The following is a 14,388-nucleotide window of genomic DNA, read 5'->3' on the forward strand; positions in this document are numbered from 1 at the left end:
AAAGGCCCGGCGCATGGCGCCGGGCCCTTGAAGGTAGAAAGGCCGTCGCCGGTCAGAAGTAACGGGTAAACCGGACGAAGCCCGAAACGGAGGCGTCGAAGCCGTCGGCCTTGGCATAGACCGTCTCCGTGCGGACCTCGAAATTCTCGACCGGCGTCCAGACGGTGGAGACTTCCGCCGCCCAGCCATCGGGCGATCCGGCCAGGGCATAGTTGGTATCGCCGAAATACTGCGCGGCGACCGAAGCGGAGAAGGTGTCGGTGAAGACGTGGTTGTAGGAGGCCAGGATCGACCACCGCGAGCCCACCGCATAGGCGTTCGGCGTGTCGGCATAGAAGCCGAGCAGGCGCAGGCTGGAGCCGTTCATGTTCGGGATGTTGTACTGCATGCCGATCTGAGCGGAAAAGCCGTCCTGACGGCCGGCGACCGGGATGTAGTCGCTGTCCCAGGCGGCCTTCGCCCAGACGCCGCCCCAGCCGGCATTGTAGGAGACGACGCCGACGACATCGGGCACCCAGTCGGCGGCCGCAGCCGCACCGGCGGTGCCGAGGAAGCCGTCATCGTCATGCTCCAGCGAGAGCGTGGCGGCAAAGCCGTTGGCCGAATAGGTGTAGTTGATCTGGTGGCGAAGCTGGTAGGCATAATAGAGGCCGCCATCGGAATGGGAGCCATAGGTGGCGACGCCGGCATTCATGGAATCCACCCAGGCGGATTCGGTGTAGCCCATGCGCAGGCCGCCGAGTTCCAGATAGGCCTGATTGAAGGCGACATTGCCATCGGCATTGGTGCCCCAGGTGCCTTCCAGGCGGATGAAGGCGCGCAGCGTGCCCCATTCGGTGTCGGAGCGGGCGTCGATGTTCAGGCGGCCGCGGGTGGCGACGTTGTAGCCGCCAAAGCCATAGCCGTGATAGTTCGGCGTGTCGGTGACCAGGCCGCGATCATTGGTGGCGCCAAGCTGGACATAGACGTAGCCGCCGATCGACAGGCAGGTTTCCGTGCCCGGGATATAGAAGAAGCCGGCGCCGTAGGCGTCGCACACCCTCACATATTCCACGGGCTCGGGCTCATAGACGACGGCATCGGCGGCGCGGGCGCCGGAGACGGCCACCAGGGCGGCGGCGGAGCCAAGAAGAAGGCCCTTCAGGTTCATGTTCACTCTCTCCATTCTCGACAAACCCGCCTTTGAAGGCCGGGCCGTGCTTGGTTTCCAGGACGTCGCCACCCGAATTGCCGGACGCGCTTCAACACGCCTCTGTTTCATCAACCGATGGTCCCGGACGGCGGTCTTTGCAATCGATATTTTTGCCGGCTCAACACGTGGAACAGACGGTGTTGCGCGGACGCTACAGTTTGAGGCCGGCGGCTCCCCGCTTTTCAGGCAGATGCCCATTTCCTGACCATATTTCAGCATGTTGGAAAGAACGGAAGAATGTCAGCCGGCGGTCGCCGATGCCCTGCCGCGGTCTTCGCGCGCCGTGTCCGGGACACGGGCGGCGGCGATGCGGTTGGCTTCCAGAACGTTGACGCAGGCGTCGAGGTCGTTGGCGGCGAGATGGGCATAGCGCATGGTGACATGCAGCGTCTGGTGGCCGAGCCACATCTGCACGCGGCGGATATCCACCCCGCCCTTGACGAGGCGCGAGGCGCAGGTGTGGCGCAGGATATGCGGCACGACATGGGGATCGGCGCCGAGCCCGCATTCCTTCTTCGCCTTGTTCCAGACAAAGCGGAAGGCCTGCTGGTTGAGCATGGCGAACGGCCCCTTCAGCCCCATGCCCCGGCGCATGGCGATCACCTCGCGGGCGCGCGCGGTCAGGGGCACGGTGCGGCTGCGGTTCGACTTGGTGACCCAGAAGGAGGCGCGCCCGTCATGCACGTCGTTCCAGGTGAGCGCCAGCGCCTCGCCGAGGCGCGCGCCGGAATCGACCAGGAAGACACAGAGCCGCCAGGCATCCTCGCCGTGGGCGCGGATGGCCGAAAACAGGCGGTCCTCCTCCTCCCATTCGAGGAAGCGGATGCGCCCCTGCCTTTCCTTCTGGCGCCGGAACTCCGGCAGGCCGACGACATCGCCCATCTTGCGCGCCTTGCGTAGGAGCTTTCCCAGCGCCGCCATCTTGCGGTTGATGGTGGCATTGGAATTGCCCTTGGCGCGAAGGCGACCGGTAACGTCATCCAGCATGTCCTCGGAAAAGACACTGAACGCCTGACGGTTCAGGAGCAGGTCGATTTCATCGAGGAAGGCGGCGACATGGCGCTTGTGCTGTCCATCCTCCCAGAGAATGTCCAGATAACGGCGCGCCAGTTCGCCGACGGTCACGCTTTCGACAATCCTGACACGCGGGCCGGACATGATGGCCCGATGCACGGCCGGCGCATGCGCGCGGCCCCGCGGATTGCTTCGTCTTTCACTCACGGCGTCCACCCCACGCAGAGTCGTTTGCCCCGTCCGGACGCCAGCCGGGCCGCACGCCCGATCCGGTTCCGCCCTTGCAGGGCCGCACACGGCCATGGCGCTTAGCGGCAAAGCCTGGCCGCGTCGAGTCCCGTCCGGCGGATCGTTCCGCCCGGCACCCGGCCACGCCGGCCCTTCCCTCGCACCATCCGCGCGCTTTCGCCGAAAGCCCCCGGTCTCCTTTCGCATTGATTTGAAAAGCGAAAGAGGCGCCGGCCCTGTTACCGGCCGGCGCCTCCGATCAGTTCACACCGACTTCAGATCAGAAGTAGCGGGTGAAGCGGACGTAGCCGGAGAACGTGCCGTCAAGCGTATCGGCGCGCTGATAGGCCAGTTCCGAGCGGACCTCGAAGTTCTGGACCGGGGTCCAGACCATGGAGAGTTCCGTCGCCCAGGCGTCCGGGCCACCGTCATAAAGGCCATTGCCGTCAAAATCGATATCGTTCAAGTACTGGAAGCCGAGCGAAGCCGAGAACGTGTTCGAGAACACATGGTTGTAAGCGGCGCCGACGGACCATTCGGAGCCAACCGAATAGGCATTCGGATCAGAGGCATAGAAGCCGACGAGACGCAGGCTGGAGCCATTCATGTTCGGGATGTTGTACTGCATGCCGAGCGAAGCAGCCCACTCACCCTGACGGCCGGCAACAATCGAAGCGTCCGAATCATAAGCAGCCTTGGCCCACACAGCGCCCCAGCCGGCATTGTAGGAGACCTTACCAACCACATCCGGAATCCAATCGTTCGCGTCTGCACTGGAAACGAGAGCAGTGCCCGCCGCATTGAGCGTATCGGAATCATGCTCCAGCGAGATCGTGGCAGCGAAGCCGTTACCGGCAAAGGTATAGGCGATCAGGTGACGCTGCTGATAGCCGTAGTACATGCCGGTATCGGAAACGGACACACCCCAGTTGGAGGCGCCGCCGTTCTGGGTCTGCGCCCAAGCCGACTCGGAGTAACCCATGCGCAGGCCGCCAAGTTCGATGAAGGCCTGATCGAACGAGACATTGCCGTCACCATTGGTGCCCCAGGTGCCCTGGATGCGAACGAACGAGCGGAGCGTGCCCCACTCCGTATCCGAACGGGCATCGAAGTTCACGCGGCCACGGGTACGGATCGAGTAACCATCTGTCGTGTCATCCGCAGCGCCGGATGCGTTGGCGAGATAAGACGCCGTATCGCCGGCATCCTTCCAGGTCTCACCGCCAACCTGCATGCGGACATAGCCGGAAATGGCAAGGCAGGTCTCGGTGCCCGGGACGTAGAAGAAGCCGGCGCCGTAGGCATCGCAGACGCGGACATATTCAACCGGCTCGGGCTCGTAGACGACAGCGTCGGCGGCCTGGGCGGCGGAAGCGGCGACCATGGCAGCCGCGGAGCCGAGAAGAAGGCTCTTGATGTTCATTGTTGACCTCCAGTCAACGATGAACGCCAACACAGCGCCCTGGACAGGCAACAGCCGGCCAGGTGCCTGAATGCACATGCCTTTCTGTCAAATCCGGGTTGGCTGGGCAAAAGCGCGAGGCCCCGGCCGGAGCGAAGCCCGCAGGGCGGCAGCGCGAGGTCAGAGACGGTTCGGGCCGATGCGAGGCCCCGGCCGGAGCGAAGCCCGCAGGGCGGCAGCGCAAGGTCAGAGACCGTTCGGACCCGCAGGGGCCGCAAGGCCAACGGCCGTCCGAGCCTTTGCGAGGCCCCGGCCGGAGCGAAGCCCGCAGGGCGGCAGCGCAAGGTCAGATGAAGTGGCGGAGTAGGAGGACCCACCCTCTAACTCTCTGATAAGCGGAGGAGTATCTCCAACAACTCCCGCCCATTCCTTCGCATTTTGCCGCATGCGCACCCTTGCGTTTATCGTGGTGGTGACGGGCCTGCCTCGGTCAGGGGGATGCCGTTGGCTTCCGGACGCCGGTTTGCCGCGCCGGACTCCATGTGGGTCCCGCAGCCACCAACGATGTCCGGCCGGAAGGCTCGTGTATGTTGGTGTCTGCGCGGGGCTCGGGTGGGTGCGGCTTCCATGTGGCGTCCCAAAAATTCGGCCCTGTCGCTGGCATGTCCCGCGCTTTGCGCGCCAGCATACGAAAACGCCCAGGAAGAAGCCAAAAACAGTGGTTTAGGGGATTGGACCCCGGCCGGCCCCTTCGCTGGCCGCCGGAGGCCAGCGGCGCGGCGTCTTCCGGCGCGCTCCTCTCCCAAGTATATCGCTATTTATCACGATGAAGTGGCAATCCGTCTTGCCTTGCGCTGTCTCGCAAGAAATTGTCCTGCGGAGCAGCGCAGACTTGACAGCCGTTATTGCCCCACAACTACAGGCATCTTCAGGCAGGCAGCCGGTTCGACGCCTCGAGTTTCTCCAAGGCGATAGCAACCAGTCGTGGGTCGAAGATCTTCAACTTGCGCTGGCCAGCTGCTTCGCCGCCAGCCCATTCCTTGAGACCTTCCATAACCCCTTCGACGGTTGGTTCGATACCGTCGTGCTGCTTCATCCAGTCGATGGTCGCCAGTAGCTCCATGCCGAGAGGCGACTCGAAGCCATCGATGGTGGTCGCGGCCCATTCCAAGACGCGCGAGAATTCTTTGCCCTCACCGGAATTCAAATATGCCTTCACTCGGTCGTACTTCGCCTCATTGAACCAGATGAGGTCCAGAGGATCAGCATCCGCAAGGCGCTTATCGCACAGCAGATAGCTGCCATCGAGGCTATCGAGAAGCTTCGTCAGATTGTGCGAGTAGGGTCCGTACCTGTTTGCTTGGAACTCGAACTTGAGCGGGTCCGACACCTGAAATCGCCTGACACCGCGCTCGATGAACCACCCGAGCTTCTGAACTTCAAGAATTGAGCAGTCGATCCCAAGAAGGCAGTACCGACGCACCATCTCAGCCACCAGTGCGCGTGCCGGGGTGAGCTTCTCAACACCGGTGCGCTTGGCGACATTCTGATACTTGGAAGTTGGCTCGTAGACGATGGCATTGACCCCATCAAGTTCCGCCAATGCCACCTCGATAAGAGGACGCACATCGCCCCAGTCGAGTCCGCCATTACCGCAGCCGAGTGGAGGAATTGCAATTGAATGAATTTTCTTCTCTCGAATTACTCGGACAAGATCCTTCAATCCATCCTCGACCCATTCGATCTTGGTTTTGACTCGCCAATGGGTCTTGGTCGGAAAATTGATGATCCAGCGCGGACCGAAGAGTTCCTTGTTCTCGGTAACAAACATTTTCCCAATACGCACTTCGCCAGCATCGCAGGCGCGCGCATAGGCTTCGAAGTTTCTTGGGAATTGCTCCTTGAACATCAGGGCAATTCCTTTGCCCATGATTCCGACCGTGTTCACGGTGTTCACCACCGCGTCGACGTCGGCTTCAAGAAGATTCCCTTGGGTGTAAGTTACCATCAGAAATACCAACCCGGTCGCGCCACGATCTTGAGATCGAGCCCAACTTCCTCCCGTTGCCGTTCCAGCGTTCCTTTTTCGTTCTCACTCAGGCAGACTATGCCTGCAAGGTGCTCAACTGGCAAGTGCCTGTGTACAAGGGCCTCTGCCTGGTAGCGGTCCGTCTTCTCGGGGTCATCGACGTCACGTTTGAAGTCCCTCCGCTGCAGGATGCCCCAGTCGATCTTGTCGAGGTCGTCGAGCGAGGTGAAGAACTGCGCAGTCTGGAGGTACGCATGACGATCCGAGAACACGGTTGCTACGCCGCGGTCTGCAAGCCCCCGAAGTGATGACACCATGATCACGATCTCCGCGTTCGGGAACTGGCGTATCCCCCCATAGCCAGTCTTGATGTTGTACATCATCATTGAGAAAGGCGTGAAATAGAACGGGATGTAGTCCGACAGCGTCCCGCCAGGCGGCACGGGGACATTCCGTGCTGTCCGGCGCTGAATCAATTCAAGGTTCCCGATTCGAACGAAATTGGGATCCTGAACATCGGAATTCTTGCAGTGCAGCCCATTCCTAAGGATCCAAGGCAGATTTTTTTTGTGCGTGATCCTGAAGATCAGAGCCTTTTCGGCAGTCAAGTTGTTGGCCATGTCTCGTTATGGATACACATTGATCCGACCTCCCTCAAGATGCTGCAGAGCGCTCAGCGCGTTCTATCAGGAAGCTAATCGACCGGTTTCGCCGCACCCGCTTCCCGTTCAGCCGTCAGACGATGACCGTGACGCCATATCGCCAGCGTCGGTTCGCTGTTGCCCGACTGATCCCAAGCTCCCAGCAGATCGGCTTCTACGGCATGCCCTTGCCCCGAAGCCAGACAAGCCGCGTGTCGCCTTTCTCGAGCCAGCGCAGCCAGAGCCTCGCTTCCTCGGCTTGCGTAATCTGTCGCGAACTGGGCCTAGGGCGACGCGGCTGGAGAACATCATCGCCGACGCGTCAAGGAGGCGGGACGAGGGTTAGCGCCTCGATCCTAAGCGGACGTAGTTCTGCAGTAGGCTCCAGCGAATCTTCGCGAAGTCCGGAGAACAGTCGCGAACTCCTGCGAAATGGCGGAGAGGAAGGGATTCGAACCCTCGAGACGGTTTCCCGTCTACTCCCTTAGCAGGGGAGCGCCTTCGACCACTCGGCCACCTCTCCACAGCGCCGGTGGATAAAGAAAAGCCCCCGGAGAATCAACAAGGCATTGCGCCCGCCCGCCATTTTCTTGGCACCCCTCGCGCACGCGTTCCTTGTGCCCGCGCGGCGGGGCCGCCGCTTTGCATCAAAGCCCACAGCCTCGGGGACACGCCGGACCAGGCGCAATGGAAACCGCATCGGGGCGGCACGTGATTCCCCCAGTGATTCCGGGAATCTCGCCGGAAAGGCCCGGTTTGCCGACAGGGCGCTCCATCACGGAAAGGCCCGGAAATCGCTTCGTTCGTTAACAAGGCGTTACCGCCACCCCCGAAAGCGTGTCTTTTGTGCAACAAGAGGGGTGCATCGGCATCCGGCCCGGCCTTCGAGGCGATGTTCTTTGTTGAACGGGCAAACGCCATGCGTATTGTCGGCCTCGAAGAAGGGGCGCGGACAGCGCGTCTTTTTCGGCACATTGGGGATGGGGCAGGGAAACGCTGTCCTTCAGCTAAAGTACCCAGACCCGTTTTTAACTTTGACTGGAGGTCAACAATGAACATCAAGAGCCTTCTTCTCGGCTCCGCTGCGGCTCTCGTCGCGGTTTCCGGCGCCCAGGCTGCCGACGCTGTCGTCTATGAGCCCGAGCCGGTTGAATATGTCCGCGTCTGCGACGCCTACGGCGCCGGCTTCTTCTACATCCCGGGCACCGAGACCTGCCTGTCCATCTCCGGCTATGTCTGGATGCAGGTTGGCGGTCACAACAGCGACGGTCTGATCCTGGGTGATTCCCCGTCGTACCACTACGGTCTCGCAACCAACCAGGGCTACAACGTCCTGACCCGCGGCCGTCTGAACATCGACGCCCGTTCGGACACCGAGTGGGGCACGCTGCGCTCCTACCTGCGCCTGCAGGGCACCTGGGGCACCAACGCTGACGGCAACGTCACGTTCGACCAGGCCTTCCTCGAGCTCGGCGGCCTGCGCATCGGTTACACCGAGTCGGCCTTCGTCAACTCGCAGAATGGCGGCGCTTCCAACTGGGGTTCGCACTCCTGGACGGGCATGTACTACGGCTACCAGCAGCGTCACCTGATCGCCTACACCTTCTCCGGCAACGGCTTCGCCGCCACGCTCTCTCTGGAGCATGACGACGATGGCGCCATCGGCACCGCCGGTGCTGCTGCTGCCGCCGATTGGGTTCCGGATGTGGTCGGCAAGGTCTCCTACAACGCCGGTTGGGGCGCCGTGTGGGCCACGGTCGGTTACGACTCCGACATGTCGCTCCTGGCTGGCCGTCAGGATGAGTTCGGCGTTGCCCTCGGCATGCAGTACAACATCCCGAACATGAACGGCTCCAACCTGCGCCTGATCGGTTACTACTCCTCCGGCGACAACTCCTACGGCGTTGCCCGTCTGGTCCCCGTTCCCGGTGGCGCCGGTGCGGCCGAATGGTCTATCCTGGCTTCGTACAACCACGTTTTCACGTCGACCTTCTCGGCGTCCGTGGCGTTCCAGTACAACAACGACCATTACTTCACCGCCACCAACATCAACACCGGTGTTGACTCCTGGGCGGCTGAACTGTCGATGGTCTGGACCCCGGTCCAGAACTTCGAAGTCCGTTCGGAACTGGCCTACCAGGATGTGGACATTGCTGGTGTCGACGGCTCGTTCTCCGGCTTCATCCGCTTCACCCGCTACTTCTAATCAGAAGTCCGGTTGAAACAGATTGCGGGGCGCTTTCGGGCGCCCCGTTTTCTTTTTGGGCGCGCCCGGTTTTTTTGTGCCGCAATTGAATTGCGGGAACGCCCCGTTTTCTTTTTGGGGCGCGCCGTGTTCCTTTCGGGGCGCCCGGATTTTTTGTGCCCAATTCAATTGGGCGTGGGCGCGCCGTTTTCTTTCGGGGCGCCCGGTTGTCTTTCGTTCCGCAATTGGATTGCGGTGTGCCGCAATTGAATTCCGGGTTCGCCCGGTTTTCCTTTCGGGGCAATCCCATTTCTCATTTGGCGCTTCCGGCGCGGCGCGCGGCTTGGTAAAGCGGAGGCGGCCAGGAGGATCACGCCATGACGCTTCGCCCGCAAACCACACCGCTGGTGCAATCCCTGCCCGCAACCGTGCCCTTCGTGGGGCCGGAAACGCAGGAGCGGGCGCGCGGGCGGCCCTTCGCGGCGCGGCTCGGCGCCAACGAGAACGGGTTCGGCCCCTCGCCCAAGGCCATTGCCGCGATGGCGGCGGCGGCGCCCGGGATGTGGAAATACTGCGACCCGGAAAACCACGACCTGCGCCAAGCGCTGGCCGCGCATCTGGGTGTCGCGGCGCAAAACGTGATGGTGGGCGAAGGCATTGACGGGCTGCTCGGCCTTGTCGTGCGGCAATATGTGGAGCCGGGGCAGCCGGTCGTCACCTCGCTCGGCGCCTATCCGACCTTCAACTACCATGTCAGCGGTTTCGGCGGGCGGCTCGTCACCGTGCCCTATGCCGGCGACCGGGAAGATCCGCAGGCGCTTCTCGACGCGGTGAAGCGCGAGGGCGCGGGCCTTGTCTATTTCGCCAATCCCGACAATCCCATGGCGAGCTGGCACGAGGCAGACGCGGTGCAGACCTTCATGGAGGCGCTGCCGGAGACCACCATGCTGGTGCTGGACGAGGCCTATGGCGAATTCGCGCCCGCCGGCACCATGCCCGGGCTCGACACCGCCCGCCCGAACGTGCTGCGGATGCGCACGTTTTCAAAGGCTTACGGGCTGGCGGGCCTGCGATGCGGCTATTGCATCGGCGAGGCGGAGGCCATTTCCGCCTTCGACAAGGTGCGCAACCATTTCGGCATCACGCGCATGGCGCAGGCGGCCTGCCTGGCGGCGCTCGGCGACAATGACCACCTGGCCGGAACCATCACCAATGTGGAGCGGGCGCGCGGCATCATCGCCGGCATCGCTGCCGGCAACGGGCTCTCCGCCCTGCCCTCGGCGACGAATTTCGTCACCATCGATTGCGGGCGCGACGGCGCGTTCGCGCTGTCGGTGATGAGCGGGCTGGTGGAGCGCGGCGTGTTCGCGCGCAAGCCCATGGCGCCGGGGCTGGACCGCTGCATCCGCATTTCCTGCGGGCCGGATGCCGAACTCGACCTGTTCGCCGCGGCACTCGCGGACACGCTGGCGGCGGCGGCCGCCTGAACGGCACCCTGCGGGCCTGCCGGATGCAGGATCGTGCCGCTCCAATTCCTGCCATGGTTCCGCCATACGATCTCCATGTGGAACAGAAGCCGCGTGGTTCCGTGCCGGTCGCCACGAGAGCGGCAACGGCGGCGGGGGTAGCGGTTTCGCCGAACGGCTGCAGAGGAGACGATCATGTCCGGGCAACAAAGCATCAGGGAATTGGGCGAGCGGATCGAGGCGCTGCGCCAGCGGTTGGCCCGCTCGGCGGAACAACTGGTGAAGGACGGCGAACTCACCTATTCGATGACCGACATGGAAGCCAGGGCACGCGCCCTGCAGGAAAAACTGCCGGAGGACGGCACCAGCGTCCTGGGCGGTGTCCGCGAGGAACTGGAGCGCGACCTGCACGCGCTGGAAGCCGATGTCAGCCATTGGCTTGCCTATATCGACCGGCATTTCGCCGACCAGCAGAAAACAGACTGAACGCAGCGGTTCAGCGCCCAAGCATCCCGGCATAGAGGGCTTCCACATCGGCCCTCCGGCACAGCACCGTGCCCGGCGTCATGGCGGCTGCCGCGCCGGCGGCGAGACCGTATTCGAAGGCTTCCTGCATGGCCGCGCCCGAAGCCAGCCTGAACACCATGGCGGCCAGGAAACTGTCCCCGGCGCCAACGGCCGATTGGGTCTTCACGTGCACCGGCGGGCGGCGGATCACGCCGTCGCGGCTTGCCAGGAAGGCGCCGTCGCGGCCCATGGTCACGGCGATGTTCTCCGCCGCGCCCGATTCGACAATGGCCGAGGCAACCTCGACAGCGCCATCCTCGTCGAGTTTGCGCCCGGCATGGGCAGACAATTCGCCAATGCTTGGCTTCAGCAGGAAAACCTTCGCTTTTTCAAGGGTCTGCGTCAGCGCATCGCCGGATGTATCGAGCACGAAGGGCACGCCGTTGGCCTCCGCAATCATGGCCATGCGGGCATAGGCATCGGACGGACAGCCGCGGGGCAGGCTGCCGGAGGCGACGATGTAGCCTTGCCTGACGCTCCGCACGAGATCGAAGACCGGTTCCAGTTCGGCCCCGGTCACCTCCGGGCCCTCCGGCACGGCGCGGTATTCGAAGCCGGTCTCCTCCTCGAAGATCGTCACCGAGATGCGCACCGCGCCCTGCATCGGAAAGCCGTGCAGCGTGATTCCGGTTCCCGCCAGCAGGCCTTCGAAGACCGGGCCGGTGGCGCCGCCCGACAGGTAAGCCAGTTCCGCGCTACCGCCCAGTTCGGCGATCACGCGGGCAACATTGGTTCCGCCGCCGCCGGGATAGACCTGCTGGTTGCGCGTGCGTATCTTGAAGGTGGGCTGGACCCGCCTGGCCTGCGAGGCCACGTCGATGGTCGGATTGAGGGCGATGGCGAGAACGGGCTTCATGGGGTGTCGCGGCCAGCGGTTTGTCGGAGCGCCATTGTGAACCCTTCCCCCGTGACGGCGCAATGACCGCACATGCAAATTGCGGCAAGCCGCGAAGACGCCTTGAAATAATTGAACGTTCGTTTTATTAATGCCGTCGACAGGAGGAACCATGGCGCGCACGGCCGGATCGGACGGGGAGAGGACGGAAGCGGCGATCCGCGAGGCGGCCGCGCCGCTGATCGCGCGGCACGGATTCGAGGCCGTGACGATGCGCCAGCTTGCCGCGGAAGTCGGCGTGCAGGCGGCCGCGCTCTACCGCTATTTCCCGGCCAAGGAAGACCTGCTCTTCAAGCTGATGCGCGACCACATGGAGGGGCTGGCCGCTTCGCTGAAAGCCGCCCTGCCCGCCAATGGCGGTCCGCGCGCCCGGCTGCTGGCCTTCATCGCCAACCATGTGCGCTTCCATGTGGAGCGCCGGCACGCGACCCATGTCTCCAACATGGAATTGCGCAGCCTCTCGCACGATCACCTGAGCGAGATCCTGAAGATGCGCTCGGCCTATGAAAAGGAACTGCGCACGATCCTGCGCGAGGGCCAGGAGGCCGGGGTCTTCGCCGTCGAGGACGTGACGCTGACCTCGATGGCGATCATCCAGATGATTACCGGCGTCATCGTGTGGTTCCGGCCCGACGACCGGCTTTCCATCGACGACGTGACCAACACCTACCAGACCATGACCCTGCGCCTCGTCGGCGCTTCGGAGGAGCACCGCCATGTATCATCATTCCATGAAATTCGGACTTGGTGAGGAGATCGAGGCACTGCGCGAGATGGTTCACCGTTTCGCGCAGGACAAGATCGCGCCGCTGGCCGCGCAGATCGACCGGGAGGACAACTTCCCGGCCCATCTGTGGAAGGAGTTCGGCGCGCTCGGCCTGCTCGGCGTGACGGCCGACCCTGATTATGGCGGTTCGGGCCTGACCTACCTGGCGCATACGGTGGCCATCGAGGAGATCAGCCGGGCCTCGGCCTCGGTCGGCCTCTCCTACGGCGCCCATTCCAATCTCTGCGTCAACCAGATCAACCGCTGGGGCACGGTGGAGCAGAAGGAGAAATACCTGCCAAAGCTGTGCTCGGGCGAGCATGTGGGCGCGCTGGCGATGAGCGAGCCGGGCGCGGGCTCCGATGTCGTCGGCATGAAGCTGCGCGCCGACAAGAAGAACGACCGCTACGTGCTCAACGGCTCCAAGATGTGGATCACCAACGGGCCGGATGCCGACACGCTGGTCGTCTATGCCAAGACCGACATGGCCGCCCATTCGAAGGGCATCACCGCTTTCCTGGTCGAGAAGGAGATGAAGGGCTTCAAGGTGGCCCAGAAGCTCGACAAGCTGGGCATGCGCGGCTCCAATACCGGCGAACTGGTGTTCGAGGACGTGGAAGTGCCCTTCGAGAACGTGCTCGGCGAGGAAGGCAAGGGCGTGGCCGTGCTGATGAGCGGGCTGGACTACGAGCGCGTGGTGCTGTCGGGCGGGCCCATCGGCCTGATGGCGGCCTGCCTCGACGTCGTGGTCCCCTATGTGCACGAACGCAAGCAGTTCGGCGAGCCGATCGGCAATTTCCAGCTTGTCCAGGGCAAGCTGGCCGACATGTATTCCACGATGAACGCGGCGCGCGCCTATGTCTATGCGGTGGCCGCTGCCTGCGACCGGGGCGAGACGACACGCAAGGACGCGGCGGGCTGCGTTCTCTTCGCGGCGGAAAAGGCCACGCAATGCGCGCTGGACGCCATCCAGCTTCTCGGCGGCAACGGCTATACCAACGAATATCCGACCGGGCGGCTGCTGCGCGACGCCAAGCTCTACGAGATCGGCGCGGGAACGTCGGAAATCCGCCGCATGCTGATCGGCCGCGAAATGATGGCGGAGGGGGTGTGACGGGCTTGTCTGGCGCATCGCAGACAACGGCAAGGCTCGACGCGGCACCGGCCTTGTGGGAACCTCGCCGAATCGCCTCACACGGAGCCGCAACCTTGGGCCAGGGAAAGCAGAGACTTGTTTCGGCGGCGCGCAAGGCAGGCCTCCTGCCCCTGGCCGAGGCGTTCCGTTTCGCCCGCTCGGCGCTCGCCACGCGCCGCGACAACGCGGCGTGGCTCGGCGCCAATCCCGGCTTTGCTGCCCCGCCCTTGTGGTGGATGCACGACATGTATGCCCACACCTCCTACCGGCACTATGCCGAGAGCGGGGCCAACCATGCCGGCCAGATCGCGGCGCTGATCGAACGCCATTCGGGCCTGTCCGGCCTGGACGTGGCGGAATGGGGCTGCGGCCTGGGGCGGCTGGTCCGGGCCATGCCGGGCCATTTCCGCATGACCGGCTTCGACTACAATCCCGCCGCCATCGACTGGTGCCGGGCCCATGTTCCGGGCGCCACCTTCGCGCTCAACGGCCTGATGCCGCCGCTGCCGGCCGCGGACGCGGCCTTCGACGGACTCTATTGCATCTCTGTCTTCACGCACCTGTCGGAGTCCGCACACCGGGCGTGGGCCGGCGAACTGGCGCGCGTGCTGAAGCCCGGCGGCATCTTGCTGGCCTCCTTTCACGGCCCCGACCAGGCAGGCGGTCTGCTGCCGGAGGAACGGGCCCGTTTCGATGCCGGCGAACTGGTCGTGCGCGACCGGGTCAAGGAAGGCGGCCGCACCTTCGTCGCCTATCATCCCCATGCCTATGTCCGCGGCCTGCTGACACCCCATTTCGACATCGCGGAAGGACCGTTGCCGGCCGTCGGCCAGACGGTCTGGATCGCCCGCAGGAAAAGCTGAACAGG

The 14,388-nt window shown here is 63.7% G+C and carries 13 protein-coding genes, 1 tRNA gene and 1 pseudogene; 7 read left to right on the top strand and 8 right to left on the bottom strand.

All coding sequences use genetic code 11. The annotated features are described in order from the left end of the window. Positions 1-52 precede the first annotated feature (52 nt). The gene (locus ACLB6G_RS07310; RefSeq protein ID WP_410355487.1) at positions 53-1,150 is read right to left on the bottom strand and encodes a porin; all 1,098 of its coding nucleotides are present in this window, start codon (positions 1,148-1,150) and stop codon (positions 53-55) included. On the opposite strand from ACLB6G_RS07310, the gene ACLB6G_RS07315 reads away from it, so the two are divergent. Continuing rightward, positions 1,149-1,397, top strand: a complete 249-nt coding sequence (locus ACLB6G_RS07315) for a hypothetical protein (RefSeq protein ID WP_410355488.1) — start codon at positions 1,149-1,151, stop codon at positions 1,395-1,397. The genes ACLB6G_RS07310 and ACLB6G_RS07315 overlap by 2 nt on opposite strands. A 35-nt stretch (positions 1,398-1,432) precedes the next feature. Here ACLB6G_RS07315 and ACLB6G_RS07320 read toward each other — a convergent pair whose 3' ends face one another. The 6 genes and pseudogenes from ACLB6G_RS07320 to ACLB6G_RS07345 form a co-directional block, all read right to left on the bottom strand. Then, positions 1,433-2,365, bottom strand: coding sequence for a tyrosine-type recombinase/integrase (locus ACLB6G_RS07320; RefSeq protein WP_410355904.1), 933 nt, complete (start codon positions 2,363-2,365; stop codon positions 1,433-1,435). 349 nt (positions 2,366-2,714) lie between these two features. Further along, the gene (locus tag ACLB6G_RS07325; RefSeq protein WP_410355489.1) at positions 2,715-3,857 is read right to left on the bottom strand and encodes a porin; all 1,143 of its coding nucleotides are present in this window, start codon (positions 3,855-3,857) and stop codon (positions 2,715-2,717) included. 907 nt (positions 3,858-4,764) lie between these two features. Next, a complete protein-coding gene (gene darG / locus ACLB6G_RS07330) occupies positions 4,765-5,844 on the bottom strand; it encodes a type II toxin-antitoxin system antitoxin DNA ADP-ribosyl glycohydrolase DarG (protein WP_410355490.1) in 1,080 nt (359 codons plus the stop codon). Further along, positions 5,844-6,485 (bottom strand): type II toxin-antitoxin system toxin DNA ADP-ribosyl transferase DarT, encoded by a 642-nt coding sequence (gene darT / locus ACLB6G_RS07335; protein WP_410355491.1) that lies wholly within the window; start codon positions 6,483-6,485, stop codon positions 5,844-5,846. Before darT ends, darG begins: the two co-directional genes overlap by 1 nt. A 196-nt stretch (positions 6,486-6,681) precedes the next feature. Continuing rightward, a pseudogene (locus ACLB6G_RS07340) lies at positions 6,682-6,807 on the bottom strand (DUF6362 family protein); the annotation flags it as partial. A 132-nt stretch (positions 6,808-6,939) separates the two neighbouring features. Next, positions 6,940-7,029 (bottom strand) — tRNA-Ser (locus ACLB6G_RS07345). 528 nt (positions 7,030-7,557) lie between these two features. On the opposite strand from ACLB6G_RS07345, the gene ACLB6G_RS07350 reads away from it, so the two are divergent. The 3 genes from ACLB6G_RS07350 (at position 7,558) to ACLB6G_RS07360 (ending at position 10,643) form a co-directional block, all read left to right on the top strand. After that, positions 7,558-8,712 (top strand): porin, encoded by a 1,155-nt coding sequence (locus tag ACLB6G_RS07350; protein ID WP_410355492.1) that lies wholly within the window; start codon positions 7,558-7,560, stop codon positions 8,710-8,712. A gap of 356 nt (positions 8,713-9,068) precedes the next feature. Beyond that, complete coding sequence (locus tag ACLB6G_RS07355) at positions 9,069-10,178, top strand: pyridoxal phosphate-dependent aminotransferase (protein ID WP_410355493.1); 1,110 nt, start codon at positions 9,069-9,071, stop codon at positions 10,176-10,178. Positions 10,179-10,352: 174 nt separating this feature from the next. Then, positions 10,353-10,643, top strand: a complete 291-nt coding sequence (locus tag ACLB6G_RS07360; RefSeq protein WP_410355494.1) for a hypothetical protein — start codon at positions 10,353-10,355, stop codon at positions 10,641-10,643. A 10-nt stretch (positions 10,644-10,653) separates the two neighbouring features. Here the strand turns inward: ACLB6G_RS07360 and ACLB6G_RS07365 are convergent, their stop codons facing one another. Further along, positions 10,654-11,580, bottom strand: coding sequence for a 1-phosphofructokinase family hexose kinase (locus ACLB6G_RS07365; RefSeq protein WP_410355495.1), 927 nt, complete (start codon positions 11,578-11,580; stop codon positions 10,654-10,656). A gap of 151 nt (positions 11,581-11,731) precedes the next feature. On the opposite strand from ACLB6G_RS07365, the gene ACLB6G_RS07370 reads away from it, so the two are divergent. The 3 genes from ACLB6G_RS07370 to ACLB6G_RS07380 all read left to right on the top strand — a co-directional run bounded on the left by ACLB6G_RS07370 (position 11,732) and on the right by ACLB6G_RS07380 (position 14,383). Then, positions 11,732-12,370 (top strand): TetR/AcrR family transcriptional regulator, encoded by a 639-nt coding sequence (locus ACLB6G_RS07370; RefSeq protein ID WP_410355496.1) that lies wholly within the window; start codon positions 11,732-11,734, stop codon positions 12,368-12,370. Further along, positions 12,336-13,499, top strand: a complete 1,164-nt coding sequence (locus tag ACLB6G_RS07375) for an isovaleryl-CoA dehydrogenase (RefSeq protein WP_410355497.1) — start codon at positions 12,336-12,338, stop codon at positions 13,497-13,499. The genes ACLB6G_RS07370 and ACLB6G_RS07375 overlap by 35 nt, the downstream gene beginning before the upstream one ends. A gap of 95 nt (positions 13,500-13,594) precedes the next feature. Next, positions 13,595-14,383, top strand: coding sequence for a class I SAM-dependent methyltransferase (locus tag ACLB6G_RS07380; RefSeq protein WP_410355498.1), 789 nt, complete (start codon positions 13,595-13,597; stop codon positions 14,381-14,383). Positions 14,384-14,388 lie beyond the last annotated feature (5 nt).

Origin of the sequence: Zhengella sedimenti (assembly GCF_046506625.1) — a bacterium.
Classification (GTDB): Bacteria; Pseudomonadota; Alphaproteobacteria; order Rhizobiales; family Rhizobiaceae; genus Zhengella; species Zhengella sedimenti.